At 71.0% G+C, this 25,490-nt stretch carries 20 protein-coding genes; 8 read left to right on the plus strand and 12 right to left on the minus strand.

Annotated features, from left to right (window positions below):
* Window positions 1-106: 106 nt before the first annotated feature.
* The 5 genes from ACGF3J_RS31745 to ACGF3J_RS31765 all read left to right on the plus strand — a co-directional run bounded on the left by ACGF3J_RS31745 (window position 107) and on the right by ACGF3J_RS31765 (window position 7,698).
* Complete coding sequence (locus tag ACGF3J_RS31745; protein ID WP_161330927.1) at window positions 107-1,420, plus strand: ABC transporter substrate-binding protein; 1,314 nt, start codon at window positions 107-109, stop codon at window positions 1,418-1,420.
* Window positions 1,417-2,370, plus strand: coding sequence for a carbohydrate ABC transporter permease (locus tag ACGF3J_RS31750; RefSeq protein ID WP_393855337.1), 954 nt, complete (start codon window positions 1,417-1,419; stop codon window positions 2,368-2,370). Before ACGF3J_RS31745 ends, ACGF3J_RS31750 begins: the two co-directional genes overlap by 4 nt.
* Window positions 2,367-3,188, plus strand: a complete 822-nt coding sequence (locus tag ACGF3J_RS31755) for a carbohydrate ABC transporter permease (RefSeq protein ID WP_161330929.1) — start codon at window positions 2,367-2,369, stop codon at window positions 3,186-3,188. Before ACGF3J_RS31750 ends, ACGF3J_RS31755 begins: the two co-directional genes overlap by 4 nt.
* A gap of 61 nt (window positions 3,189-3,249) precedes the next feature.
* Entirely contained in the window at window positions 3,250-4,470 is a 1,221-nt protein-coding gene (locus tag ACGF3J_RS31760; protein WP_393855338.1) for a glycoside hydrolase family 76 protein, read from the plus strand.
* Window positions 4,471-4,548: 78 nt separating this feature from the next.
* A complete protein-coding gene (locus ACGF3J_RS31765) occupies window positions 4,549-7,698 on the plus strand; it encodes an alpha-mannosidase (protein WP_393855339.1) in 3,150 nt (1,049 codons plus the stop codon).
* A gap of 160 nt (window positions 7,699-7,858) precedes the next feature.
* Here ACGF3J_RS31765 and ACGF3J_RS31770 read toward each other — a convergent pair whose 3' ends face one another.
* Window positions 7,859-8,458 (minus strand): dihydrofolate reductase family protein, encoded by a 600-nt coding sequence (locus tag ACGF3J_RS31770; RefSeq protein ID WP_393855340.1) that lies wholly within the window; start codon window positions 8,456-8,458, stop codon window positions 7,859-7,861.
* 384 nt (window positions 8,459-8,842) lie between these two features.
* A complete protein-coding gene (locus tag ACGF3J_RS31775) occupies window positions 8,843-10,114 on the minus strand; it encodes an alpha-L-fucosidase (protein WP_393855341.1) in 1,272 nt (423 codons plus the stop codon).
* 284 nt (window positions 10,115-10,398) lie between these two features.
* Between ACGF3J_RS31775 and ACGF3J_RS31780 the strand changes: the two genes are divergently transcribed.
* The gene (locus tag ACGF3J_RS31780) at window positions 10,399-10,674 is read left to right on the plus strand and encodes an FAD-dependent oxidoreductase (RefSeq protein ID WP_393855342.1); all 276 of its coding nucleotides are present in this window, start codon (window positions 10,399-10,401) and stop codon (window positions 10,672-10,674) included.
* 545 nt (window positions 10,675-11,219) lie between these two features.
* Here ACGF3J_RS31780 and ACGF3J_RS31785 read toward each other — a convergent pair.
* From ACGF3J_RS31785 to ACGF3J_RS31830, 10 genes are all read right to left on the minus strand, one after another.
* Window positions 11,220-11,951, minus strand: a complete 732-nt coding sequence (locus tag ACGF3J_RS31785) for a hypothetical protein (RefSeq protein WP_393855343.1) — start codon at window positions 11,949-11,951, stop codon at window positions 11,220-11,222.
* A complete protein-coding gene (locus ACGF3J_RS31790) occupies window positions 11,933-16,252 on the minus strand; it encodes a protein kinase (RefSeq protein ID WP_393855344.1) in 4,320 nt (1,439 codons plus the stop codon). The genes ACGF3J_RS31785 and ACGF3J_RS31790 overlap by 19 nt, the downstream gene beginning before the upstream one ends.
* Window positions 16,253-16,257: 5 nt before the next feature.
* On the minus strand, window positions 16,258-16,920 hold the full coding sequence (locus ACGF3J_RS31795; protein ID WP_161328764.1) for a DUF7019 family protein: 663 nt from the start codon (window positions 16,918-16,920) through the stop codon (window positions 16,258-16,260).
* 586 nt (window positions 16,921-17,506) lie between these two features.
* Window positions 17,507-18,406 carry a hypothetical protein gene (locus tag ACGF3J_RS31800; protein ID WP_161328762.1) on the minus strand — a complete coding sequence of 300 codons (900 nt, stop codon included), beginning with the start codon at window positions 18,404-18,406 and terminating at the stop codon, window positions 17,507-17,509.
* Window positions 18,403-19,413 (minus strand): SPFH domain-containing protein, encoded by a 1,011-nt coding sequence (locus ACGF3J_RS31805; RefSeq protein ID WP_393855345.1) that lies wholly within the window; start codon window positions 19,411-19,413, stop codon window positions 18,403-18,405. Before ACGF3J_RS31805 ends, ACGF3J_RS31800 begins: the two co-directional genes overlap by 4 nt.
* A 1,003-nt stretch (window positions 19,414-20,416) precedes the next feature.
* Window positions 20,417-20,740, minus strand: a complete 324-nt coding sequence (locus ACGF3J_RS31810) for a DUF4387 domain-containing protein (RefSeq protein ID WP_161328760.1) — start codon at window positions 20,738-20,740, stop codon at window positions 20,417-20,419.
* Window positions 20,733-22,094 carry an acyclic terpene utilization AtuA family protein gene (locus ACGF3J_RS31815; RefSeq protein ID WP_393855346.1) on the minus strand — a complete coding sequence of 454 codons (1,362 nt, stop codon included), beginning with the start codon at window positions 22,092-22,094 and terminating at the stop codon, window positions 20,733-20,735. The genes ACGF3J_RS31810 and ACGF3J_RS31815 overlap by 8 nt, the downstream gene beginning before the upstream one ends.
* A complete protein-coding gene (locus tag ACGF3J_RS31820) occupies window positions 22,091-22,282 on the minus strand; it encodes a hypothetical protein (protein WP_393855347.1) in 192 nt (63 codons plus the stop codon). Before ACGF3J_RS31820 ends, ACGF3J_RS31815 begins: the two co-directional genes overlap by 4 nt.
* Complete coding sequence (locus ACGF3J_RS31825) at window positions 22,279-23,187, minus strand: NAD(P)-dependent oxidoreductase (RefSeq protein ID WP_393855348.1); 909 nt, start codon at window positions 23,185-23,187, stop codon at window positions 22,279-22,281. The genes ACGF3J_RS31820 and ACGF3J_RS31825 overlap by 4 nt, the downstream gene beginning before the upstream one ends.
* A gap of 6 nt (window positions 23,188-23,193) precedes the next feature.
* The gene (locus tag ACGF3J_RS31830) at window positions 23,194-24,441 is read right to left on the minus strand and encodes an MFS transporter (RefSeq protein WP_393855349.1); all 1,248 of its coding nucleotides are present in this window, start codon (window positions 24,439-24,441) and stop codon (window positions 23,194-23,196) included.
* 96 nt (window positions 24,442-24,537) lie between these two features.
* Between ACGF3J_RS31830 and ACGF3J_RS31835 the strand changes: the two genes are divergently transcribed.
* Together ACGF3J_RS31835 and ACGF3J_RS31840 are read left to right on the plus strand one after the other, a co-directional pair.
* Entirely contained in the window at window positions 24,538-25,227 is a 690-nt protein-coding gene (locus ACGF3J_RS31835) for a GntR family transcriptional regulator (protein WP_393855350.1), read from the plus strand.
* The coding region (locus ACGF3J_RS31840) for an isocitrate/isopropylmalate family dehydrogenase (protein ID WP_393855351.1) at window positions 25,224-25,490 on the plus strand (267 nt) is incomplete at its 3' end. The genes ACGF3J_RS31835 and ACGF3J_RS31840, both read left to right, overlap by 4 nt.

The raw sequence follows: 25,490 nt of genomic DNA on the forward strand, positions 1-25,490 counted from the left end.
AACCTCCAGGCAACACGCACCGGGCAACTCCGGGCCTCAACGGGTCCCGCGTGCCCCGTGATTCACATCCGGCCATGCAGGTGGCCCGATTCCGTGAAGGTGATCCATGTCAGCATCGGGCAGGACCAGCAGCGCGACCGCGCCGCTTGCCCGGCGCCGCCTCCTCGTCGGGGCGGCCGCCGGTGCGGCCGCCCTCACGGCGGGGGGCTGCGCACGGGGAGCGAGCACATCCGCGCAGCCGGGGACCACGAGCATTTCCAACGACAACGCCACCTGGGACGACGGCTACCGCGCGGCCGGCCGGGAACTGAAGAAGATCACCGGTTTCGCGCTGCGGCCGCTGTCGAATCCGTCGGTCACCTCGTACCAGCAGGTCGTACAGATGACCCTGCAGACCTCCAAGGCCTCGGACCTCGTCAAGTGGGCGTCTGGCTACCAGCTCAAACGCCTGGCGCGGGCCGGTGGGCTCACCGACCTGACGCACGTCTGGGAGGGATACGCGGCCAAGGGGTGGGTGCGCGGCACGTCCCGGGAGGCGGTCTCCTACCGCGGCAAAGCGTTCGGTATCCCGCTGTACGAGTCGTACTACGTGCTCTTCTACAGCAAGCCCGTGTTCCGGAAGCTCGGCCTGTCCGCCCCGGGCAGCTGGGACCAATTGCTGCACTGCGCGGAAGTCCTCAAGCGCAACGGGATCACCCCGTTCCTCGCCAGCCAGGTGGGCGGCTGGCCCGCGATCGAGTGGTTCCAGGAACTGGTCAGCAAGGTCGACCCCGGCTTCTACGGGCGCCTGGTGGCCGGCGAGGCCTCCTACACCGACGAACCGGCCCGCCAAGCGATGGACATCTGGCACGACTTCATGCGCAGGGGCTGGATGACGCCCCCCGACTTCGACCAGGCCCGCGGCCCCGGCGCGCTGAAGGAGGGCACGGTGGGCATGTTCCTGCACGGCACCTGGCAGGCCTCCGGCATGTCGGCCGCGGGCATGAAACCCGGCACCGACTACGGCGCCTTCATCCTGCCGACGGTGCGGCCCTCCACGCCCAAGAGCGTGATCGCCGAGTCGGGGGTCTTCGTGGTGCCCGGCCGCGCCTCCTCGCACGAGGCGGCGACGGCCAACGTCGGCGCGTGGCTCACGCCCTCCGTCCAGCGAGTGTGGAGCGACTTCCTCCAGGACAGCTCCGCCAACCCCACGGTGCGCGCCGGCAACCCGGTGGTGGCCGAGCTCCAGCGGGACATCGCCCGCAACCGCCGGACGGCCCTGGTCCGCTACTGGGAGGCCAGCCCGCCCAGCCTCATTCAGGGCAACACCAACGACCTCGGCGGATTCATGGCCGGGCAGACCTCCCCGGCCACCACCCTGCGCCGGATGCAGGAGCGCGCGAACGGCGAATGGGCGGCCTGGAAGCGAGACGAAGCATGAGCACTCCTGTGACCGACCGACGCCCTCCGACCGCCGCCGGACCCAAGGCCCCCCGGCGCACCCCGCCCACCCCCCGGACCCACCGGTGGGTCGCCGTGCGGGAACGGGCGGCGGCCGCCGGCTTCATGGCCCCGGCGGTCCTGCTCGTCACACTGTTCCTGCTGGCGCCGTTCGTGTGGACCATCCACCGCGGCTTCTTCAGCGACACCCGGACCTCGCCGTTCAGCTGGTTCGACAACTACGCGCTCTTCGCGTCCGACCCGGCCCTGGCCCGCTCCATCCAGAACACGCTGATGTGGGTGGTGGGCACGGTCGCCCTCCCCTTCGTGCTCGGGCTCGCGATCGCCTGCATGACCAACGCCGGCCGCTTCTCGCGCCTCGCGCGGCTGTGCGTCGTCCTGCCCTACGCGCTCTCCGGGTCCGCGGTCGCGGTGGTGTGGAACTTCATGCTCACCACCGACGGTGCCGTCAACCAGGTCCTGACCGGCATGGGACTCGACTCGCTGGCCCAGGGCTGGCTGCTGACCTGGCCCGGCAACACCGTAGTGATGATCCTCGCCAACGCCTGGCAGGCCACCGGCGTCGCCGTCATCCTCTTCCTCGTCGGACTCCAGTCCATCCCGCCCGAGACCCTGGAGGCCGGCGCCCTGGACGGCGCCGACGGGCGGCAGCAGTTCTGGCACATCGTCCTGCCCCAGCTCCGTCCGGTCTCGATCATCGTGATCGGCATGAGCCTGGTCAACGGCCTCAAGTCCTTCGACCTGATCTGGGTGCTCACCCAGGGCGGCCCCGGACGGGCCACCGAGACGCTCGCCGTCTCCATGTACAACGAAACCTTCCTTGAGCTGCGGCCCGGCGCGGGAGCGGCCATCGCGGTCGTCCTCACCGTGATCGTGCTGGCGGCCTCCTGGCTCTACCTGCGCCGCCAGCTCGACGTGAAAGGTGAATGACGATGCCCCTCGGCCGACTTCTGCGCAACGCCGTCATCGGGGTGCTCGCCCTGCTGTGGCTGATCCCCACCTGGCTCCTGGTCGTCAACGCGCTCGTACCCGCCGGGAGTTACACGGGCAGCCCGCACTGGCTGCCCCGGGAGTTCGGGCTGTTCGACAACATGTCCCAGGCCTGGGAGAAGGCCGACCTGGGCCCCGCGCTCGGCAACAGCCTCCTGTACTCCGTGGTCAGCGCCGTGGCCGCCGCGGTGATCGCCGGCTTCGCCGCCTTCGCCACGATCGTCATGCCGGTCAGGAGGCAGGCCCTGTGGTTCTGGGTGATCTACTCCGGCACCCTCCTGCCCCTCCAGGTCTTCCTCAGGCCGCTGTTCCTGTCCTACGCACACACCTCGCTCTACGACACCCAGATCGGCCTGGTGCTGATCTACACGGCCATCGCGGTCCCGTTCGCCTTCTTCGTCATGCGCAACTACGCCCTGACACTGCCGCGTGAGGTGGTGGAGGCCGCGCGCATGGACGGCGCCTCGTGGTGGCGGGTGTTCTGGCAGATTCACGTCCCACTGACCCGGTCCGCCATGATCGCCGTGTTCGTGTTCCAGTTCGTGGCCGTCTGGAACGACCTGATGTTCGGCATCACCATGGTCACGAGCCGCAACATCCGCCCCGTCATGGCCGCGCTCGCCGACCTCCAGGGCAACTACTCCAACGTCGGCCCGCCCATCGTCCTGGCCGGCGCCCTGCTGGTCTCGCTGCCGACGCTGCTGCTGTTCTTCTCCGCCCAGCGCTTCTTCGTCAGCAGCCTCAAGATCCACCGCTGAGCCCGCACTCCTGCCCGTCGCCTCTCCCGCAACGCCCTCATCATCGCGAAGGGACACCGTCATGCCGAGATCGCTGCTCACCCGCGCCGTAGCCCCCGTCCTCTGCGCCGGACTGCTCTGGGCCGCCGCCCCCGCACAGGCCCGGACCCCCGCGGACGCCCAGAGCCCCACACACCCCCGCCCGCTCTCCTCCGCCCAGTGGGCCGACCGCGCCACCGGCGCCTACCGTGCCCTGCAGAAGCACTTGTACGAGGGCCCCGGCCGCCACGGGCTGTACCTGGAGCACACCCCCCGCCAGGCCTCCGACCCCGAGCACTCCTACCTGTGGCCGTTCCGCGAGGCCGCCCAGGCGGCCGTCGACATGCAGCACCTCCCGCGCACCGGGGCCGCCTACCGCCGCGACGCCACCGAGCGCCTCGAGACGGCCGAGCTCTACTACACCCCCGGTGAGCGACCGGGCTACGAGTCGTACCTGCCCGCCCCCCTGGGCACCGGCGGCGACGTGTACTACGACGACAACGCCGTCGTCGCCCTGTCCCAGCTGGACCAGTACGAGGCGACCGGCGACAAGCGGTACCTGGAGCGGGCCGAAGCGGTCGTGCCGGTCGTCTCCCGGGCCTGGGACGACGACACCACCAAGGCGTGCCCCGGCGGCATGGACTGGTACGACGGTCCCGGCAACACCATCCGGGCCACCAACGTCACCGCCCTTTCCGCCCAGCTCGCCGCCCGGCTCTACCAGCACACCCGCGACCCCGCCCACCTCGCCAAGGCCGAGCAGTGGTACGGCTGGGTGTACTCGTGCATGCGCACCGCACCCGGCCTGTACGCCAACGACCGCGGCGACGACGGCAGCACCAACGGGACGCTGTGGACGTACAACTCGGGCGCCATGATCGGCACCGCCACCGCCCTCCACCGCGCCACCGGTGACGCCGGCTACCTGCGCAAGGCAGTCGAGGACGCCCGCGGCTCCCTGGCGTACTGGACCGAGGGCAGCCGACTGCACGACCAGCCGGCCGTCTTCAACGCCTTCTACTTCAAGGACCTGCTCGACCTGGACGCCGTCCGACCCGACGGGGCCTACCTCAAGACCATGAGCGCGTACGCGGACAGCACCTACCGGACCAACCGCGACGCCACGAACGGCCTGTTCCGCTTCCAGCCCTCCAACGGCGGCGACTACGACCCCGCCGCGCCGGCCGCGACGCTCAACCAGTCGGCCATGGTCCAGATCTTCGCCACCCTCGCCGACGCCACCCACCAGCGCCACCGGTCCTGACGCCACCCACTTGCGCCACCCGCTCCTCCTGACGCGGCCGGCCGCGCCGCACCCTCGACGCAAAGGACACCCACGCACATGCCCAAGCCACCGCTGACCCGGCCGTCCTGGTGGGACTCCGACATCGCGCGCGACCTCCTCAAGGAGCGCGTGGCCACCACCGTCGGCCTCGGCGGCCTGCGGGTGCGGCTGTCGGGGGAGCCCCTGCTGCGCCACGACACCAGGGGCGGACTGCTGCAGTCCGTACGGCTGCGGGTGGAAGGCCCCGACGGCGACCGCCCGCGACCGCCCCTCACCAGGGCCCGCGTCACCACCAGCGGGGGCACCCCGGTCCACAGCGAGCTCGTGCCGGGACCAGGGGGAGACACCCGCCTCCTGGTTCCGGAGGTGGACGCCCCCACCCCGCTGCTGATCGAGCTGCCCGAGCTGGAGGAGGGCACCCTGCTCGCTTTCGAGGCCCACCCGCAGCGCCACTGGACGCTCCACCTGGTGCAGCACTCCCACCTCGACATCGGCTACACCGACCCGCAGGGCAGGGTGATGGCCGAGAGCCGCGCCTATCTCGACTCGCTGCTGGAGCTGTGTCGCGACACCGACGACTGGCCTGAACCCGCCCGGTTCCGCTGGGCCGTCGAGGGGTTTCACTCCTTCCAGGACTGGCGGGCGAACCGCCCCCGGCGCCAGGTGGAGGATTTCCTGGACCGGGTGCGCGAGGGACGCGTCGAACTCACGGCCATGCCGTTCAACCTGCACACCGAGACCTGCTCCACCGACGAACTCCACGAACTGCTGCGTCCGGTGGCGGAACTGCGCGACCGGCACGGCATCGACATCACCACGGCCATGCAGACGGACGTGCCCGGCCAGGTGGTGGGCCTGCCCGACGTCCTCGCGGACCACGGCATCCGCCACCTGTCCGTGGCGCACAACTGGGCGGGCCGCGCCGCACCCCACCTGGTCGGCGGGGAACACCTGCCCCGCCTGTTCCGCTGGCAGGCGCCGAGCGGCAACAGCGTCCTGGTCTGGCGCACGGACACCCCGCACGGGCTCGCCTACATGGAGGGGTCCATCCTCGGCTTCGACGAGTCCTACGACCACGTCGACGACCTGCTGCCCGCCTACCTCAGCGCCCTGGCCCGCTTCCCCTACCCCCACCAGGGACGCGGCATCCCCGGCTTCCCCGCACTCGGCCTGCCGGACACCGCCGACCCCTACCCGTGGGACGTGCTGCACCTGCGCGTACTGGGCAAGTTCGCCGACAACGGGCCCCCGCGCCGCATCATCTCCGACACCGTGCGCCGCTGGAACGACCAGTGGGCCTACCCGCAACTGCGTGCCTCCCGCAACCAGGACTTCTTCGAGGACGCCGAGAAGCGCGTCGGGGACCGGCTGGAGACCTACCGGGGCGACTGGAGCGACTGGTGGGTCGACGGCGTCGGCGCGGGAGCCGTCCCGCTCGCCGCCACCCGGCGCGGCCAGGCGGCCCTCGCCGAGGCGCAGACCGTGGCCGGCTACGCCCACCTGATGGGCGTCCCCGGCAGCACGGCCGTCACCACGGGCGCGCCGGCCGTCTACCGGTCCGCCTCGCTGTTCAACGAGCACACCTGGGGCGCGGGCGACCCCTGGACCCACGGGGAGCACGGCCACGGGTCCGGCGAGAAGCAGTGGCACTGGAAGTACGCCCAGGCCATGCGCGCCCACGACGACGCCGAGACGCTCCTGGACTCCGCGTCCGCCCTGCTCGGCGAGGCCTTCGCCCCCGCCGCCGGCGCGGTGGCGTCCTTCTACACCGTGAACACGTGCAGTTGGCCCCGGAGCGAAACCGCCCGGCTCTTCCTCCCGGAGAGCACGGTCGCGCTCGACGAGCCGGTCCGGGTCCTTGACGCCCGCACCGGCGAACCGCTGCCCTACGCACCAGAGGCCCAGAGCAACGAACGCCACCGCGCGGCCGGCCGCTTCCTGAACGTCCCCGTCTCGGACGTTCCGGCGTGCGGAGCCGTGCGCCTGGACATCCTCACCGGCGCACCGTCCCCGGCGGCTCAGGACGCCGAGGCGGCGGCGCTCGGGACCGCCGACGCCACCGTCCTGATGAACGACCACCTGCGCGTGACGGTCGACCTGCGCGAGGCGTGCGTCTCCTCGATAGTCGACAGGGCCACCGGCCGCGAGCTGGTCCGCCAGGACGCCGTCGTCGGCTTCAACGGCTACGTCTACGACGAGTACGCCACCGCAGGCGCGTTCAACCACCAGTCCAGCAAGACCGTGGCCGACGACTCGATGCACCTGCTCGCCTCGCGCAGCACCGCCCCGCCCGCGGCGCTCGTCGACCGCACGACGGACGCCACCGGGCAGACCCTCGTCTACGAGTGCGCCCCGGCCGGCACCCGCCGGCTGCGGGTGCGGGTACACCTCCCGCACGGAGCGGCCCGCGTCGACATCGAGAACCGCATCGACAAGGACGCGACCCTCACCAAGGAAAGCGCCTACTTCGCCTTCCCCTTCGCCCTCGACCACCCCGTCGTGCACACGGAGGCCACCGGCGGCGTCCTCGGCACCGACCGGGAGACCGTACCGGGCTCGGCGGCCCACATGCGCGCCGTCCGGCGCTGGATCACCCTCAGCGACGGCACCCGCCACGCCGCACTGGCCACCACGGACGCCCCGCTCGTCCAGCTCGGCGGGATCGCCATCCCCTACGTCCCCTATCCCCAGTCGCTGCCCCAGGAGGAGCCGGCCACGGTCTTCTCCTGGGTGCACAACAACATCTGGGACACCAACTTCCCAGCACAGCAGGGCTTCGACCATGTCTTCCGCTACAGCGTCGGCTTCAGTACGGGCGAGGAGGACGCCGACGCCCTGGGCATGCGCGTCGCCGCCGTCACCGGCCACCCCCTCGTCCCGGTCCGTGCCCGCGCCTCGGCCGGGGCCGAGGGCCCGGCCGAGACCCGGTTCCTGACGGTGAACGACCCCCGGGTGCGGCTCGTCGGGGTGACAGTCCCCAACAACGGCCGCTTGCTGGTGCGTCTGCAGTCGGTGGCCGACACCCCGGTCACCTGTCGCCTGAGCACTCCCTTCAGCGTGGCACGTGCCTTCCGCACCACCTACCTGGGCCTGTCCCCGCGCGAGGCCGGGCCGGCCCCGGACGGCACCGTCCCGGTCGACGTACCGGCGCTAGGAACGGCCGCCGTCGTCCTGGAACTCGCCTCACCGACGCCTGGGGAGGACTGACCCGAACGCCCCCACGGGGCGTGCTCAGGGCAGCGCGACTCACCCTGGTGCAGGACGCGCGGGTGGAAGAAGGCTGTCTGTATCGCGCGGAGCCGATGTCACAGAAGATCGGCCCCAGCACCGCCCCCGGCCACGCCGCCCCGCGCCCCGCGGGAGTGGATCAGCGGCCGGTGCCCGCCGGCTGTCGGCGGACGCGGTAGCGCAGGTGGAGGACACGGCGGCCCTGGATCACGGTGTGCGGGTCCTCCAGCAGGTGCTGGGCGTCGACGGAGCCGAAGTACCGCTTGCCGGTGCCGAAGACCACCGGCACGACGTCCATCGCCACCTCGTCCACCAGGCCCAGGGCGAAGGCCTGGCCGCCGACGTCGCCGGCCGCGACCGCCACATTGCGCTCTCCGGCCAGCTCCGCGGCTCTGCGGACGGCGCCGGCCACGTCGCCGACGAAGTGGAAGGGCGCCTCCGGGTGCCAGCCGGCGGGCTTCGGCCGGTGTGACACGACGACGACGTGGTCGCCGGTCGGGGGCTTGCCCTCCCAGCCGTTGGTCATGTCGAAGACGTGCCGTCCGACCACCAGCGCGCCGACGCCGGCCATCATCGACGAGACGTAGTCGGCCGACTTCTCCGACACGGTGCTGGTGACGACGGTGTCGATCTCCTGGTCGCCGTTGGAGTACCAGTCGAAGAGGGGCCCGACCTGGTCGTCCGCGTCGGCGATGAAGCCGTCGAGGGACACGACGTTGTGCATCACTACGGTGCTCATCAGCTCTCCTGAGGTGGTGGAGGACATCCTCGGGTTTGAAGACCGGGCGGGCGCTCGAAACTCATCGGCCGGCCGAGAGCCGGCCGCCCCGCCGGATCCGGGCGGCACCGTCCACAGCGCTCGCTGGTCACGGCCGCCCCGGCGTACACGACCGTGGTTTCGGACACGTGGAGGCGCCGGCCGTCCAAGTGGCTCGGCCGGGGACCGGCTGCCTGCCACGGCAACGGCGACCTGGGCCCGGATGGCGAGGTCCGCCTGGTCGAGGTAGGTGAGGACGAGTTCTTCTTTGCCGGCGAAGTGCCGGTACGGCTTCCTCATCTCCGCCCTGCGCCTCGGCCGCGCCGCTGATGCAGGCTGACGACCCACACTCCTGAGGCGCCTTGTTCAGGCCCGGCCCCGGCCCGTGTACAGCTCCAGTTCTCCGTCGAGTTCGAGGGCGAGGACGCTGCCGTGGCGGGCGAGGTCCGCCGGGTCGGGCGCGTCGATCCAGAGGTCTCCGGGGACGTCGTGCAGACCACCGGTGCGACGGTGGGCGAGTTCGGTCCCGGTCCCGAGGACGCTGACCCGGCGCACCGCGTTGCGCAGGCCGCGGACCGCCACCGTTTCGCTCGGTGGGTCGAAGCAGACCAGGTAGAGCGTGCGGCGGTCGGCGGACAACGTGCTCGGTCCGTAGTGGTGCCCCGGCGGCAGGCCCGCGACGGTGCCGTGGACGGCTGCTGAGTGGCGCCGTATCCAGTCGCCCAGCCCTTCGAGCCGTCGGGCCTGTTCCGCGACGATCGTGCCGTCGGCCCGCGGCCCCACGTTCAGCAGGAGGTTGCCGCCCATGCCTATCGTCTCGGCGAAGTACCGCACGAGTTGTCCCACGCTCTTGTGGTTGTCGTCCCGGGGCCGGTAGCCCCAGGAGTCGTTGACGGTCAGGCACAGCTCCCATGGGGTCTCGGGTGCGGCCATGGGCAGCCCCTGTTCGGGCGTGGCGTAGTCGCCGTGGCCGAGCAGCCGGGCATTGCACACGGTGTCCGGTGCCGTCTGTCGGATCATCCCGGCCAGTTCGGACATCCGCCACTGCTGGGCCGAGCGTTCCCACTCGCCGTCGAACCAGAGCAGGTCCGGCCTGAACCGGGTGAGCAGTTCGTGCACCTGGCCGTCCCGGTAGTGGAGGTAGCGGTCCCAGGCGCGGGGGTCCTCGGCGCCCGGGGCGGGGGAGACGTAGCCGCTGTCGACCAGTTCGGGGTGGGGCGGCCGGGGGTGCCGTATCGAGGCGTAGTCGGGGTGGCTCCAGTCGGAGTGCGAGTAGTACAGACCGGCCCTGAGCCCTTCGGCTCGCATCGCGCTCACGTACTCGGCGACCAGGTCGCGGCTCGCGGGGGTGCGCCGGACCACGTTCAGGTCGCTCAACCGCGTGTCCCACAGAGCCACTCCGTCGTGGTGCCGTGCCGTGAGGACGGCGTACCCGGCCCCGGCGCGGGCGAAGAGCCGGGCCCAGGCGCCGGGGTCGTAGGCGGACGCGGTGAAACCGTCGAGTTGCCTCATGTACCGCTCGTGCGGCATGACGCCGTCGAAGAGGGCCCAGGACTCGGGCACGCCCTCGACCGAGTAGATGCCGTAGTGCACGAATATGCCGAGCTTGGCTTCGGTGAACCAGGATTGCATGGTCATGATGGACCGTCCTCGCAAGATCTCGCCGTAGGGCCGACCCCGTGATTGTCGTCGCGGATCGGTCCCGGCCGGGCTCGACGGCCACCATGTGGTCCGCCGGCATCTGCCCAGGACCAGGCCGGGCACGTGCCGTGCCGTAGCGCCGGCGGCCCGGTCCCTTTGACATCTGTCGGTCGCCGCGCCCTCGGAGCACTCACCAGAGTGGGCCCCATCAGGGCCAAGGTCGGGGAGAACCCGCGTCTGCCCACCCACGGTCGAAGGGGCCCTTGCTGAGCAGTGATGTCATGGTCGTCGGCGCCGGGATGGCCGGAGCGTCCGTGGCCGCGGAGCTGTCCGAGCGGCTGTCGGTCGTGGTGGTGGAAGCGGCCGCCTCGGGGGAGGAGCACAGCACGGGCCGCTCCGCCGCCGCGTTCCTGCCCTCCTACGGAAGCGCCGGGGTGCGCGCGCTCGACCGGAGGGCGAGGGCGCGGTTCGGAGTTGAATGTCGGCGTCGGTGTAGCCGGTGCCGCCGAGGACCGTCCATGTACGACAGCAGTTCGGCGAGGGTGTCGCGGTCGTAGCCGCCCTTTCTGCCGATTGGTTGTCCACCAGATTCACGCACCGTCGCACGGCACTGCGCAGCCGGTCAGTACAACAAACCCATCACCACCGCCTACATGAACGAGCACGCCGACGAGTTCGAGCGGCGCAGGCACACCCTCACACGCACCACTCCGACTCCCAACATTGATCTCGCGGCCGTCCCGCGCACGAGACGGCACGCCCGTGTGATCGCTGGCGGACCACCTCGGGTGCCGCCGGCGACGACCGGCCCCGGCTCATTGGGGTGATGAGCATGTGTCGTCAGCGCTGATGCGACGGTGGTGAGGGCCTTGCCGTCGGCGATGCTGCACACCGCGACGGCCTTGACGGACTCGTCAGGATCCGGCTGCGCCCGGCTGCCTGCTCCCTGACGGCGGCCACCGCGCAGCCCGACGAATCATGCAATCAGACAAGGCCGACGCGGTTGCAGCACGGACGTCTTCGTTGGCCCGTAGGACAGCGGAGCCGACGTCGGTGTGACGCGCGGTGCGGGTGCCGAAGGCCGGGAAGGTGTACTGCTGAGTCAGCGCGGAACTTCCACCTCGATGCCGCCGAGCCTGTAGTTCCAGCGCGCGTCGGACCGGGAGCCGCTCTTCCGGGCGCCCTTGAGGTTCTTCACGAACGCCCTGCGCTGGGCCGGGGTCGCCGAGCGCCAACGCAGTTCGAGGACCGGGCGCACCGGGGGGATGAGTGCGCGCATCCGCTGGTCGAACCTGGCGAGACGCGCCTCGTAGTCGAACGGCCGGTAGACCAGGTCGAGATCGATCGACGGTGCCGTGCCGCCTGTCTCGTGGTGACAGGAACCCAGCCAGCCGGCGAGGTAGTCCAGCCCGATCCGCACATCGAAGGAGATCTGGTCCTGCCACTTGCCGAGATAGGGCGCGTTCACCGCCTCCGCCGTCACCTCTTCCGGCATCACGATCAGACCGCGGACAGAGGTGCCCGACAGGGCGACGTGGATACGCGGCCAGTTTCCGCCGGCCTCGATCCGGAAAGAGGGGAAGTAGCCCGCCATGCCCATCCCTGTCCGCAGTTGGGCCCAGCCCATCGCGTCGGATGGGAGCCGTTCTGGCGAGTAGGGCCCGTGGGTGCGATGCCCGAGGTCGCCCTCTCGCATCATGAACACGGCCTCGAACACATCACCGCGCAGGGTCATGCTCACGGGGAAGTACGCCCCGACCTCCGCCATGAACGCTGTGCCGGTGATCAGGGCGCCGATACTGGACCGGTCCGCAGTCATCGCGGTCTCCTCCATCCCCTCCGTGTCGGCCTGGGCGGTACCGGCTCGGGCACGCTGTCCAATTCGGCTTGGACAGCGAGGGTGTCCGCGTGGTGCTCGCCCAGACGCAGCCGCCTTTTTGCCAGCACTTCGCGTAGTGCCTGCGCCGCGTCACTGTGCCGTCCGAGCCGACGGTGCACACGGGCCAGCCCCACCCGGGCCTCCAGGGTCTGAAGGTCATCGGGGCCGCGGCGCCTCACGAGCTGGGGTATCAGCGTGTCGTACAGCCGCTCGGCCTCGTTCAGTTCGCCCATGTCGGTGAGCAGGGACGCGAGTGCCGTGATCGCCTCCAGGGTGGCCGGATGGTCCGGTCCCAGGTCCCGTTCGCGGTCCGCGGTCACCGCCCGGATCAAGGCCAGGGCTTCCGTCTGCCGGCGCAGATCGATCAATACCGCGGCCCAGCCGAGCATCGCGCGCTGGGTCTCGACGTGCCCGGCGTCCCACAGGTGGGAGCGCACATCGACCACGAGCTGCCAGATCCGCTCGGCCGCGTCCGGATCGCCCTCGCTGTGCAGGAGGGGGGCGGCCTCGGCGAGCGTGACGAGGTCGTCCTGGAGCACGGCGGCGAAGTGGCCGGCCCAGAAGGACTCGGACCGGTTGAGTTCTGCCTCCGGTCTCAGCAGCAGCGTGAGCGCCTCAGCCGTGCCCGGTGTCCTGTCCGGCTCCCGGCTCGCCAGGTCCTCGGCCACGAAGTGCATGTAGAGGCGGTAGCCGGTGTCGTCGCGCGAGGGGACCTTGTCCAGTTCGGCGGCGAGTTCCAGGGTGCGGGTGACAGCGTTCCGCTGCCGCTCGCCGAGGCGGGCCATCGCCTCGATGAGCGCCGGGCGGCTGTCGTCACGGGAGGGCAGCTCGACGGCGACCTCGGCCCGCAGTTCCTCGATCACGGGCTCGGACTCCGCACGCAGCACCCCGGTCGCCGAGCCGAAGTCGTACTCCCAGTCCAGAGCCCAGGTCAGCAGGCGGCCGCGTTCGTCGCCGGCCAGGAGCAGGGCGCCGTCGGGGGCCAGCTCGACGTCGGTGACCGCGGTCGAGAAGCCGGTGAAGGTCCGCAGTTCCCGGCCGGTCGTCAGGTCCCACAGGCGTGCCCGGCAGTCCTCGCCGCCGGACGCCGCGAGGAGAAAGTCCGGCGTGACGGCGAGGCTGCGCACCGCGGCGGTGTGTCCGGTGAGCACCTGGACGCAGCGGGCGGCGGCCACGTCCCACAGCCGGACGGTGCCGTCGGCGGAGCAGGACAGCAGGTGCCGGCCATCAGCGCCGGGCAGGACGTCGACCACGGCGTCGGTGTGTCCGGTGAGCACCGCCTCGCACTGTCCGTCGGCGGTCCGCCAGACGCGTACGGTCGCGTCGGCGCCGCCGGTGACGACGTAGCGGCCGTCCTCGCTCAGCCGTGCGGCACCGATCCACGCCTCGTGCCCGCCCAGCACCCACCGCAGCTCGCCTGTGCGCAGGTCCCAGATCTTCACGGTGACGTCCTGGCCGCGGGAGAGTCCGTACCGGTGGTCGGAGCTGACGGCCACGTCGAGCACGGCTCCGGGATGGGCCTCCCAGCATCCGAGGGACCGGCCGCTGGGGATGTCCCAGGCGGCGACGACGCCGTCGGCGGTCCCGGCGAGGGCCACGTGGCCGTCCTCGCTGACCGCGACGTAGTACACGTGGTCGCGGGAGTTGGTGAAGAGCTGGACGATGCGCCGGTCGCGGGGCTGCCAGGCGACGACCCGGCCGTCCTCGCCCCCGGACACCGCGAGCCGGCCGTCCGCGGTCATCGCCAGGGCACTGAGGTGGCCGGTGTGCAGGCTGAGTGTGTGCAGCAGCTGCCCGGTCTCCACGTCGAAGACCCATGCTTCGGAGTTCCCCGCCCGGGCGAGGGCGGTGGGGCTGCGTCCGCTGAATTCCAGGGCCCAGGACCGGTCGTCGTCGGGGGCGATCCGGCCCGCGGACCAGACGTCGACGAGTGCGCTACGGCGGCCGCGGGCACCGAGTCGGCGCCACAGGCGTACCGGCTCGGTATGGCGCCGGTGGCCGGGCAGTGCGCGGGCGGCGCGGATCAGCTGTGCCGCCTCCTCCAGGCGTCCCGCTGCGCCGTGCGTGACCGCCTGGTCCAGCAGTTCGGCCGCTCGGGCGGCAGCGGCGCTGACGTCCCGGGCCTGGTGAGGGCGGACGTAGCTCCAGGGGGCCGGTGGTCCGGCAGGCGGCAGGTGCCATGCACGCACGGTCTTGCCCTCGGCGGTGAGCGCGCGGTGGCCGGTCGCGCTCAGCGCGACCTCCTTGGTGTCGGGTGTGGCGTCCAGGGAGAGGCGGCAGCGGCCCGTCGGGAGATCCCACACCCGTGACGGCTCGGCGCGTCCGCCGCTGGAGAAGCCGACCGTGCCGTCCGAGTTCAGAGCTGTGCGGCCGTATTCGGTCTTCAGTACCCGTGAGGTGTCACCGGAGGTGAGGGCGGTCAGTCGGACGTGGGCGCTCCCGTCGGTGACCGCGACGAGCCGGCCGTCGTCGGTGAACTGTACTTTCAGACAGGCGTGGTCGAAGCGGTGGAGCAGTGCGCCTGTGCGGACGTCGTACACGGAGCTGGTCCGGCGTGTGTGGTCGACGGCGCAGCACAGGGTGCCCCGGGCGCCCAGGAAGTCGGCCTTGCTCTCCAACTGCCGGACCTCCACGGGTTCGCCGCTCTCGAGGTCCCAGGTGACGACCTCTCCCTCGTACCCGCTGGTGACCGCGTGCCGCTGATCCTGCGTCAGCGCGACCGCGAGCACCCAGCCGGGGTGGCCGGAGAGTTCGAAGCCGGTGGCGGCCCCGAGGTCGAGCACCAGCGCGCGCCGGGCGCCCCCGCCGACGACCAGGACGCGTCCGTCGTCGCGGACCGCGAGCGCCGAGGCGCTGTAGTTCTCCAGGTGCAGTTCCTGGCGGCATTCCCCCGTGGCCAGGTCCCAGATCCGCAGTCCGCCGGAACGGTCCGCCGAGATGCCGGTCGTGCCGTCCGGCGTCAGGGCGAGAGCGCTGATCCAGTCGTCGTGTTCCCCGGGCAGCACGGACTGGGCCGGGGCGGGCGCCTCCCGCACCGAGGCGAGGGCGGCGGTGATCTGCGGGTCGTGGGGCATGCGTGCGGACGCGTCCCGCAGCAGTTCGGCCGCGGCCAGCGCGTCGCCCCGCTCGCGGTGCACCAGCGCGAGCAGGTACGTGCTGTCTTCGGGGTCGCCGAACCGCACGAATTCCAGCTCGTCCACCAGTTCGGCGTCGGTGATCACACCCGTTCGCCAGCGGTACAGTCCGCGGTTGTAGCGGGCGTGCGGGTGGTGGGGATCTGCCCGCAGGGCGCGGGTCCACAGCTCCTCGGCGCTGTCGTGGCGACCGAGGTCCAGCATCGACAGCGCGTGGTTGGAGAGGCTGTCGGCGAGCAGGGTGGCCGCGGACGGGGCACGGCGGGGATAGGGGCCGACCTCGCGCCGGTGCACCGCGGCCAGACGCTCTGCGAGCGGGCCGAGCCGGGAAGGGCGTGCGGCGGGATCCTCAGCGAAGCACTCGCGCAGTACGTCCAGCACCTCGACCGGCACCCGCTGGATCGCGCCCGGCGTCCGGGACCGGGCGTAGTCCTCGAAAGCGGCACCTGCGGTGGTCCCGTCCCGCACCGGCGGCCTGCCCAGGAGCATCTCGAACACCGTGACCGCCCAGGACCACACGTCCGTGGCCGAGGTGAGCCCGGACGGCGACCGTGCCTGCTCGGGCGAGCAGTAGGCGGGGTCCAGGCCGCCCCGGCTGACGAACGGCTCCGCGTCCCCGGCCGTGCGGGCCCGCGCCAGACCGAAGTCGGTGACCTTGACCGTGCCGTCCCGGGTCAGCATCACGTTGGCGGGCTTGACGTCCTGATGGACGACGTCGTTCTCGTGCGCGTGGTCCAGACCCCAGGCCGACTGGATCGCGACGTCCAGCAGCGTAGCGAGGGGATCCTCGCCGTACAGGGTCCGGCTATGGACGGCTTCCGCGAGGCTGCCGCCGTCGGCCCACTCGGCGAACACCCTGGGCACGTCCTCCACGGTGCGCACGTAGACGCAGTTGGCGATGTGCGGGTGCAGACCCAGCCCCACCCACACCTCCGCCTCCCGCTCGAAGTCCCCGATTCCGTCCGGCGAGCGGACGACGGCCGGACGCGGGGTCTTCACCGCCAGGTCGATGTCCCAGCCACGGTGGTGGACCCGGTGCACCAGTCCGAGCCCGCCGGTGCGCACCACATCCAGGACCTCGTACAGATCCAGGATGACGTCGCCGCGGCGCCAGGTGGCCATCGGCGTCAGTCCACCACGGCGGCGTACAGAGGTGTTCCGAGCAGCACCGACGTGCCGGTGCCGTCCGGGCTTTCGCCATGCAGCAGCCGCTTCGCCACGAACTCGACGTTCTGCGCCGGCCAGCGCAATCGCGCAACGGCCCGCTCAACGCGGCCCAGCGCCGCGCGGTCGACGCGGTCGAGGTCGCCGTCCACCGCGTCGGCGACGTACTCGTCCTCCAGGTCGGAGGTGATCCCGAGGCCGTCGAGCATGGAGGACATCATCGAGCGCCCCACACCGTGGGCCTCCGCGTCCGGCACGTAGTCGTACACGTGCCGGTACGAGCCTCCCAGGGCGACGACGGTGTTCTCGCTGCGCCCGCCGAAGAACACCAGGGAAGCCGCGGGGTCGTCGCGGAACGAGCCCCAGCGCATCCGCAGCGAGCCCCAGAAGTACTGGCCCGGTGCGTCCACCGTGCCGAGGTCACCGTGGTCGCGGAGGTGCCGGACGACTGCCTCGAGACGAGTGATCCGGTCGTTCGGCGAGCCCTCGGTGGTGCGCTTCGCCGACAGCACGGAGAGATTCACGCCTACCTCCGTCTGACGCTTGGCCCCGAACCCGGGGTCGATCTGCGGCAACAGCATGTCGACCTTGCTGTCGGAGATGTACACGTAGTAGCTCAACGACACAGCCGGATCCTCCCAAGCTTCGACATCCCAGCCTATCGATCACGGCCCGTTGTGAGCCATGGGATGCGCGGCCGGAATGGTCGTCCGGCTCGCCCGCCGGGCCCCCTTTGACGAGCCCCGGCGGCGTGCTGTGCGCCCGACGATCGTGGAGTCGACCGAGACGATCCAGTCGACGTCGCCTACGGCGTCGGCCTGGGCGAGCAGAGCGGTGAAGACCTTCTCCCAGGCGCCGTCGGCATCCCACTTCCGCAGCCGATTGTGGGCTCCCTTCCACGAGCCGAAGTACTCAGGCAGGCCCGTCCACGGACAACAATCCTGCGGCCTGTTCGTAGCTGAACCGCTGGTCGGGAACCATCTCGACGATGCGCTCGCGACAGCACACTCGTCCAGGCGCGAACGGATGGTTCGGAGATCACCTACCCGCGCCGGCCGCTCGACCCCCGCGGGCAACTCCCACTCGACCTCGTTGTAGGAGGTCCACGACGGCCAGGTTTCTGCAAACAGGAGCGTGGCGTAGACGAGAGCAGCAGGTGCTGATGAGCACGGTGTAGCAGTACCAGAAAGGGACGACACCGTGCTTGGGCCGTCAGCCGATCAGGCGTAGCTTCGTGGGGCACAGGCCGAGGCGGATCGTCTGGCCCCAGGTGAGTTCGAGCGCGTCGCTCTCCATGCCGTCCCCGAAGGCGACGAGGCGCTCGGACTCCACGGTCACCGTGAGCCGCGCGTCCGCCGACAGTTCGCCCGCGTTCAGGTGTGTTCCCGTGGTGGGGGACGGCCACGCTTCGCGTACGAACCAGGCGAGCCGGGCCTCCGTGGGGTGCGGCAGCTCCCACTGGGTGGACCGGTCCTGCCATACGGACCGGAGCCAGCCGCTTGCCCCCGTTCCCGTGCCGATCAGTACCCCCGAGGAGGCCTGGGTCTCGACGGCACCCCTGTCGCCGTCGAGACCCAGGCGGTACCGGGCGGTGCGGTGACCGGCCGCACCGACGTAGATCTCGTTGAGCGCCACCAGGCGTTGCCTGTCGTCGGTGACGGCTTCGACCATGCTCAGCTCGTCCCCGCCCGCCGAGGCGGAGAAGGCGGCTGGCAGCAGCCGGGCGGCGTCCGCCGGCCGGTGCCGTACCAGGACACCCGGATTGCGGCCGGGATCGGCGTCGACGCCGACCACCGGCCGGTCACCGACGTACTGAGCGACGTTGGCCACGAGCCCGTCCTGCCCGACCGCCACCACGACGTCCTCGGGACCGAACAGGAAACGGTCCAGGTCCGCCCGCTCCACCTGCGCGCGCCGCCAGCTCAGCGGCACCGCGGCCGACACGAGCGCGAGCGCCCGCTCCGTCCGGTGATGCCGCTCGACGACCTCCTCGATGGACCGGCCCCGCGAGGACAGGAAGAACGCCGCCTGCCCATGCGTGCCGTGCCGGGCGACCAACTCCTCGTACTCGGTGGCGCGATGCACGAGGACGGCCCTGGGCGCCAGGCTCACGCCGCCGGCTCCTGGCCCGCACCGAGCCGTGCGAGCAGCCCGGTCAGTACGTCGGGGGAGACGGTGACGCTGTCGATGCGCGGCAGGTTCTCGGCGAGGCGGGTGCCGGTCAGGGCGTGCAGGACCGCCACGTCCACGTCGCCGTGCACCCGCAGCCAGGCCGCCTGCGCCTGGGCGCGGGCCTCGCCGACCGCACGGGCGCCCTCCGCCTCCGCCTGCGCGAGGCGCACCGCCCGCTCGGCCTCGGCGCCGACCCGGACCGCGTCGGCCGCCGCCTTCTCCTCCGCCTCCCGGCGACTGTTGGCACCGCGCTGCTCGACCAACTGCTCCTCACGCCGCGCGAGTTCGATCTGGCTGGCCAACTCGTTCTCGGCGATGGCGCGTTCACGCTCCACGGCGACCGCTCGCCGCTCGTACGTGGCCCGGTCGGCCTCCTGCTGGATCAGTTCCCGGGCGGGGGTGCGCAGGGCACGCTCCACTTCCGGCTCGGGCCGCACCGCCATCACGCGGACGGCGACGATCTCGATTCCCGTGGCGGGCAGCCGCGGCTCCTCGCCGAGTCCCTGGAGCACCCGCTCGCGTACCGCGGGCACGCCTTCGGCGAGAGCCGCCGCAAGGGGCGTGCGGGCCAGTACCTCGAGAGCGTGCTGCTGAGCGCTCTCGGTCAACAGCGTGGCCAGCTGCTCCAGCGGGGCGCCGCGCCACACCCCGGTGTCGGGATCGACGGAGAAGTCGAGCCGTTCGGCTGCGACAGCGGGGTCGGCGATGCGGTAGGTGACCGTCGCCTGCACGGCCACGTCCTGGAAGTCGACGGTTCGGGCGTGGAACGTCATCGCCAGCTCCCGGTCGTCGACCGGCACTTCGGACAGCGCGGCGGCCAGCGGCCGGAACCAGAAGCTCAGCCCGGGACCGTCGTGCGTGAGCCGCCCCGAACGGTGGTGCCGTATGTGAGCCGTGGGCGCCGCCCGCAGGTGACGCCAGCCGAAGCGCTTGGTGATGTCGGCCATGAACCCCTCTCTTCATTAGAGTCATAGTGACTATAAAGAAGGAGAGGGATTGCGTCAAGAGGACGAGAAGGGGCTCGCGCTCGACCGGAAGTGGACGCTTCTCGCCGCTCGGCAAAGGAGCCCGGGCCTCGTGACGGCGTCCGCCCGCGGGCTGGCTGCGTACGGCACGTCGAGCGGGCCGTCGGCGATGACCAGCGGCAGCGGGAGCTTGGGCTCGGAGCGTGGATGGGCAACCGGCACAGCGGGGCCGCGATGCCGGCTCCGGAGCGGGCGGAGCAGCCGGCTGCCATCGGGATGCGGTGGGCGAAGCGGACACTGCCTGAACTAGTAGGGCTTGGTCGGCGCGCTGGAAGAGGTCGTTGAGGACGATCAGCCCTTCGAGGTGGTTGCGGCCGAGGCGGTCGACTTCCTGGACGGTGAGCATGTCGCCGTCGCGGAGGTAGTCGAGGGCAGCGGTCAGGCCGGGCCGGTCTTCGACGGCGAGCTATCCGCTGATCTTCTCCTCGAAGACCTTGAGACAGATCGGGCCGAGGGCGTCGTGCTGGGGCCGGGCAGCGCACCATGAGGATTCGGAGGCAGGAGGGGATCTTAATCCGCCGTACGCCAGCTCTCGATGGAGTTCGCCGACGGCGGCGACAGCCGTTGGACCTCAGCGACGATGGCACCGGCGACGCTCTTGGGCATACCGGGCGGCCGTGGACGGTGCGGCCAAGGAGATCGGCTTGCCACCGCCGTTCGCCGGAGTGAACGGCGGCAGCGCCGGTGGGGCCGAGTTTCCTCGAAGTGTGCGGGAACTTAATCGACCGTCAGGCTCGTAGACCTGGGCGCCGCGCATACCTATGGCGACCGTCCTGTGACAGTGAGTTCCCGCGAACACCTTTGCACACAGACGGTGTTCGAGAAACCGCGGCCCGACTGTGCGCCCCCGACTCGTCGGCACGGGCCACGGCCACCACCCGTCGTGCCGACTGCTTTCACCGACGCACGTTGAGCCCGAAGTTGATCAGAGGTCCGGGAGGGGGAACAGTGCCAGCGGCACGTGGTGCTGTCCTGCGTGGACGTCGCGGTCGCGGAGGCTGCCCTGCGGGACCGGGCGCGGGAACGAGATCTTGACGACATTCAGCGCCGGGATGCGGAAGATCTGTACGGTGTCCGCGTCGACGCCGTACAGCCGGGCGATCGCGGACGCGTTGACGTAGCCGGGGTCGGCGACGATGCTGTAGCCGACCGTGTCGCGCATGAACAGTTCCATCGTCACCCAGAACGGGCCGGCATTCTTGGACCGGACCTCGAGGGCCAGATCGGCGATGGTACGGGTCTCAGGCATCGTCGTCCTCCGGCAGGTTGATGCGGAACATGCTGGTCGGGGAGTCCACCTCGACCACGTGGTGCAGCGTGAACTCGTAGACGGCGCCACGCTCGGTCTCGGCCGGCGAGGTCGCGAACGCGAGGCTCGGCAGATAGTTCATGTCCGGCGTCGGAAGGTGCAGCATGAGCGGGTTCGCGACCTTGGCGATCGCCGTGGCGGTCTCCTGGTCGGTGGCCCGCACGAGCAGCATGACACCGACCTCGCGGGGTGGCCGCCGGTCCAACTCGATGCCGTCGAGGATCGCGTCGTGGCCGTACAGCCGCAGGTCGAAGGCGTAGTCGTCGCCTCCCAGGCCGAGGGTGCGGCTCACCCACTCGCCGATCATCTTGCGCATCAGGGCCGCCCACGTGTCGATCTGCCCGAGGATGTGCGGGTCCCGGATCGCGGTGAACGACATGGTCTCGTACCCGGTGATCCGTGCCCCTTCGAGTTTGATCGTGTGTTGGTCGGCGGGCAGGAATCGGGAGTTCTCCACCCGCACCCGACGCGGGTCGAGGGCCTCGTAGACGGCCTCCGACACGTCGATGGTGCCGGCTGGCTCAGACATGGTGAACGGATTGACTGTCTCGTAGAGCATGTGCGCGGCGACCGACGCCGGTGTGCACGCGTTGTCCGCGCTGAGCGGCTCGATCGTGAAGCCGGTCGCGTCGATGGTGGCCAGCACTCCGCCGGCGCGCGGGTTCGTGGTGCACTGCCCGCCGCACTCGACAATCTTCGCCGCGTGCCAGACGGGCCCGGCCGGCATGCCTTTCATCAGTGGGAACGCGGCCGCGATGGCGGTGTCGGTGGCGCGCCCGGCGAGCACCACGTCGGCGCCGGCCTCGAGGGCCGCCGCGATCGGCTCGTGGCCCATCATGCCGACGATGTGCCGACAGCTGTCGAGCGTTGTGGCGTCGAGTGGACCGGTCGGCGGCAGCGGGTGGATCCGGTCGAGCCGCGCGCTGAGATCGGCGGCCCGCTGCTCGCTGTAGATGGTTGCGACCTTCAGGTCGAGGCCCTCCTCGGCGAGGATGCCGTGGGTGATGTCGGCGACCCAGTCGACGCCCGAGTCGGTGCCACTGGTTCCGCAGGAGCCGATGATCAGCGGGATTCCCGAGCCGGCGGCAGCACGCAGGAGCAGCCGCATGTCCTGGGCGACGGCCGCGGCGGCGGTCTTGGCGATGCCGGCGCCCAGGTAGTAGGGGCCGGAGTCGGTCGAGCCGCCGTCCACGGCGATCACGTCGGCGCCCAGTTCCAGGCCGCGGGTCAGGGTCTCGGGCGGGAATCCCGCGCCGAGCATGCCGACCGGCGTGAGGACACGTACTTCGTTCACCGGCTTGCTCCTTGTGTCTTGACGTAGCTGATGGCGTGGGCCGACTGGTGGCCGGAGACTGTCCGCCCGCCGAGGTTCTGCTGGGCTGCCTGGTCGGGGAGGATCACCGGCCGGCCCGGGTGACTGCGGCGGTGGCGACGATCCTCGGCCGGTCCGGTACCGGCGGTGTTGACGTCGGTGCTGATCACGGTGGTCCTCCTACGGCGTGCGCGGGGTGCCCGGCGAGGGCGGCGACCAGTTCGTGGGCGCCCTCGATACCGGCGGCGCGGCGGGCCTCGGCCGTCTGCCCGGCCATGTGCGAGAAGACGGTGATCCCGTCGACGCCGCGCAGCACACTGCCGGACGGCAGCGGCTCGGTCTCTGTGACGTCCAGGGCCGCGCCGGCGATCCGGCCGGTGAGGACGGCGTCGGCCAGGGCGTTCTCGTCGACTATGCCGCCGCGTGCGGTGTTGATCAGGTGCGCGGTCGGTTTCATGGTCGCCAGGGCCTCGGCGTCGATCAGGTGCCAGGTCCGGTCGGTAAGTGCTGTGTGGATCGACACGAAGTCCGAGACGCGCAGCAGTTCTTCGAGGGGGAGACCCTCGGGCACGTTCAGGCCGAACGCCTCGGCGAGTGGCCGTACCCGCTGGGCTACCGCTCCGCGCCCGATGATGCCGAGCGTCTTGCCGCGCAGCTCGAAGCCGTCGCGACGGGGCCAACGGCCCGCGGCGACCCCGGCGGCCGTGGCGGCCAGATTGCGGGCCTGCACGAGCAGCAGCCCGATGGTGTACTCCGCGACGGCGTTGGCGTTGATACCCGGAAGGTTGCTGACGCTGATGCCGTGCCGCGACGCGGCGGCGACGTCGACGGAGTCATATCCGACGCCGGTACGTACGACGGCCCGCAACTGCGATGCCCGGCCGAGCACTTCGGCGGTCAGCGGTTCGTTGGCGACCAACGCGCCCGTCACGCCGTCCAGGGCGGTGACCAGTTGCTCGGCGGTGCGCATGCCGCGCATCGGATCGTGGCGGGTGATGAAGCCGAGCCCGGTGAGGTAGGCGTCGACCTCGTCGCCCGGGGTCAGATAGTCGGTGGTGATCAAAATGGTTGGCATCGGGCTCTACTTCAGGATCGGGGTGACGGCCAGGGACTGGAGGCGGCCGAGTCGGAGCAGGGCGAGAAGGGGGAGGACGGCGAGTACCGCGATGTGAAGCATCAGCAGGTTCCAGCCCGTCAGGTCGACAGCGCCGCCGATCAGGGCGGGGCCACCGAAGCCGCCGAGATACCAGGAGACCGCGTACAGGCCGGTGTAGGTGCCGAGCACCCGGCTGGACGGGGCCAGGTTCCACAGTGCGACGGCGGCGTTGATCAGGAAGGCGGCGGCGCCGACCGCGGCGACACAGAAGACGACGACCGTCGCCGTGGTGGTCCGGAACAGGGCACCGGCGACCATCGCGCCGGCGAACAGGGCCATCCCGGCGCCCATGATCCTCAAGCGGCCCAAACGTTCGGCCAGCAGCGCGGCCGGGTAGGCGGCGATCACGTAGGCGATGCCGCTGGGCAGCGTGAGGCCGCCGGCTTCGCCGCGGGAAAGCCCCAGGGTCTCCATGCCGTACGGGGTAACGAGCGACCGTGAGGCGAACCAGGCGCCGCCGAACAGCATGATGGTGAGCAGCAGCAGGAGCCGACGCCGGTCGTGGTCGGTGATCAACTCGGTGATGACCTGCCGAAACGGTATGCGTGCCGCCTCCGGTCCGGCGGTCGCGTCCTCGGCTTCGGCGGCCTGGTAGGCGGCCGAACGGTTGTCGCGCACCTTGACGACAACCACTGCGGTGACCAGCAGCAGGATCGCCGACGGGATGGCGAACGCCGCCCGGGGGTGTTCGTCGATGACGAAGATACTGATCAGCGACGCGACGATGATGGTCAACGCGGTGGCGATCTTGACGATGGCGTTGGCGCGGCTGCGCCGCTCCGGCGCGATGAAGTCCGGCACCAGCGACTCGGAGAGCGGGCGCATGGTGTTGGCGACCAGTGCATACCCGACCATGACCGCGATGAGCATGGCAGCCGAGTTGGTCCACGGCAGAAAGCTGAACAGCAGCGCCGCCAGGGGCATGCCGACCGCCAGGTACGGCACGCGCCGTCCCCACCGGGTGCGGGTGTTGTCCGACCGATTGCCGATCCACGGCTGGACGAAGATGCCGAGGAGGTTGTCCATGCCCATGAGCGCACCGACCAGTGCGGCGCTGGCGACGTGCTCGCGCAGCAGCACGGGGACCTGATTGTCGTAGAAGTTCCAGGCCGCTTCCTGGGCGAACAGGGTGAGAGCGATGAAGAGCGTGATCCTTCGAGGGGCTTCAGTCATGTGACCTCCACGTGTTCGATGGCACGCTATTTTGATGTAGCAAAAGAATCAATAGTTGCAATGAAGGTTCGCCATGGCATGCGATATGGTGCCGACATGAACTCCGCTGAGACCCTCGCCGACCAGGCGTACCGACATGTCCGCACCGCGATCGCCAGCGGCGAGCTCGCGGCGGGGGAGAGGGTGACCGAGCGAGGGATGGCCGACCGGCTCGCCATCAGCCCCACCCCGGTCCGTGAGGCGCTGCGCCGTCTGGAGATCGACGGTCTCATCGAGCGGATCGGACCGCGTACGGTGCTGGTCGCCGCGATCCGCGGCGCCGCCATCGACGATCTCGCGGAGGTCGAGGTCGGGCTGCGGGGCCTGGTCGCCCGGTTCGCCGCCCGGCACGCCACCGCAGAGCAACTCGACGCCCTCGACGCCCTCCTCGACCGCGCCGACGACCTGCTCATCCTGCTCAAGGAGCGCCGCCGCCAGGACCAACCCACTGACCGGCATCTCGCCGAACTGCTCGACACCATGCAGGAGTTCAACGACACGGTCAGCGCCTGCGCCCACAACCCGGTGCTGGTCCGCATGCTCGAGCAGAGCCGTGTGTTCAGCCGCACCCACCGCCGTGAGCTGCTGCTGAGCCGTGTCGCCGAGGACGAGACGTTCGGCCTGGACCGGTACACGAGCCACCGCGCCCTGGTCCGCGCCCTGCGCGCCCGCGACGAGGTCACTGCCGAGCACCTCGCCCTGTCCGACGCCCAGGGTGGGCTCAGCGCGCTGCGGGAGGGCCGGTGAGCGGGCACCGCATCGCCGTGATTCCCGGCGACGGCATCGGCAGGGAGGTCGTGCCCGCCGGCCTCGAAGCGCTGCACGCCACCGCGAGCCGCTTCGGGATCAGCCTGGAATTCGACGAGTTCGGGTTCGCCAGCGCCGACTACTGGCAGCGGCACGGCACGATGATGCCGGCGGACTGGGAGGAAACCCTGCGCGGCTACGACGCCATCTTCTTCGGCGCGGTCGGATGGCCCGAGGTCCTGCCCGACCACGTTTCGCTCTGG

The sequence above is a fragment of the Streptomyces sp. NPDC048171 genome (assembly GCF_043202655.1).
In the GTDB taxonomy this organism is placed as follows: domain Bacteria; phylum Actinomycetota; class Actinomycetes; order Streptomycetales; family Streptomycetaceae; genus Streptomyces.

Excerpts from the sequence above, each read along its gene's own strand:
- ACGF3J_RS31745 (WP_161330927.1), top strand. The coding sequence starts at position 107 with ATGTCAGCATCGGGCAGGACCAGCAGCGCGACCGCGCCGCTTGCCCGG.
- ACGF3J_RS31750 (WP_393855337.1), top strand. The coding sequence starts at position 1,417 with ATGAGCACTCCTGTGACCGACCGACGCCCTCCGACCGCCGCCGGACCC.
- ACGF3J_RS31755 (WP_161330929.1), top strand. The coding sequence starts at position 2,367 with ATGACGATGCCCCTCGGCCGACTTCTGCGCAACGCCGTCATCGGGGTG.
- ACGF3J_RS31760 (WP_393855338.1), top strand. The coding sequence starts at position 3,250 with ATGCCGAGATCGCTGCTCACCCGCGCCGTAGCCCCCGTCCTCTGCGCC.
- ACGF3J_RS31765 (WP_393855339.1), top strand. The coding sequence starts at position 4,549 with ATGCCCAAGCCACCGCTGACCCGGCCGTCCTGGTGGGACTCCGACATC.
- ACGF3J_RS31770 (WP_393855340.1), bottom strand. The coding sequence starts at position 8,458 with ATGAGCACCGTAGTGATGCACAACGTCGTGTCCCTCGACGGCTTCATC.
- ACGF3J_RS31775 (WP_393855341.1), bottom strand. The coding sequence starts at position 10,114 with ATGACCATGCAATCCTGGTTCACCGAAGCCAAGCTCGGCATATTCGTG.
- ACGF3J_RS31780 (WP_393855342.1), top strand. The coding sequence starts at position 10,399 with ATGGTCGTCGGCGCCGGGATGGCCGGAGCGTCCGTGGCCGCGGAGCTG.
- ACGF3J_RS31785 (WP_393855343.1), bottom strand. The coding sequence starts at position 11,951 with ATGGAGGAGACCGCGATGACTGCGGACCGGTCCAGTATCGGCGCCCTG.
- ACGF3J_RS31790 (WP_393855344.1), bottom strand. The coding sequence starts at position 16,252 with ATGGCCACCTGGCGCCGCGGCGACGTCATCCTGGATCTGTACGAGGTC.
- ACGF3J_RS31805 (WP_393855345.1), bottom strand. The coding sequence starts at position 19,413 with ATGGCCGACATCACCAAGCGCTTCGGCTGGCGTCACCTGCGGGCGGCG.
- ACGF3J_RS31810 (WP_161328760.1), bottom strand. The coding sequence starts at position 20,740 with ATGCCTGAGACCCGTACCATCGCCGATCTGGCCCTCGAGGTCCGGTCC.
- ACGF3J_RS31825 (WP_393855348.1), bottom strand. The coding sequence starts at position 23,187 with ATGCCAACCATTTTGATCACCACCGACTATCTGACCCCGGGCGACGAG.
- ACGF3J_RS31830 (WP_393855349.1), bottom strand. The coding sequence starts at position 24,441 with ATGACTGAAGCCCCTCGAAGGATCACGCTCTTCATCGCTCTCACCCTG.
- ACGF3J_RS31835 (WP_393855350.1), top strand. The coding sequence starts at position 24,538 with ATGAACTCCGCTGAGACCCTCGCCGACCAGGCGTACCGACATGTCCGC.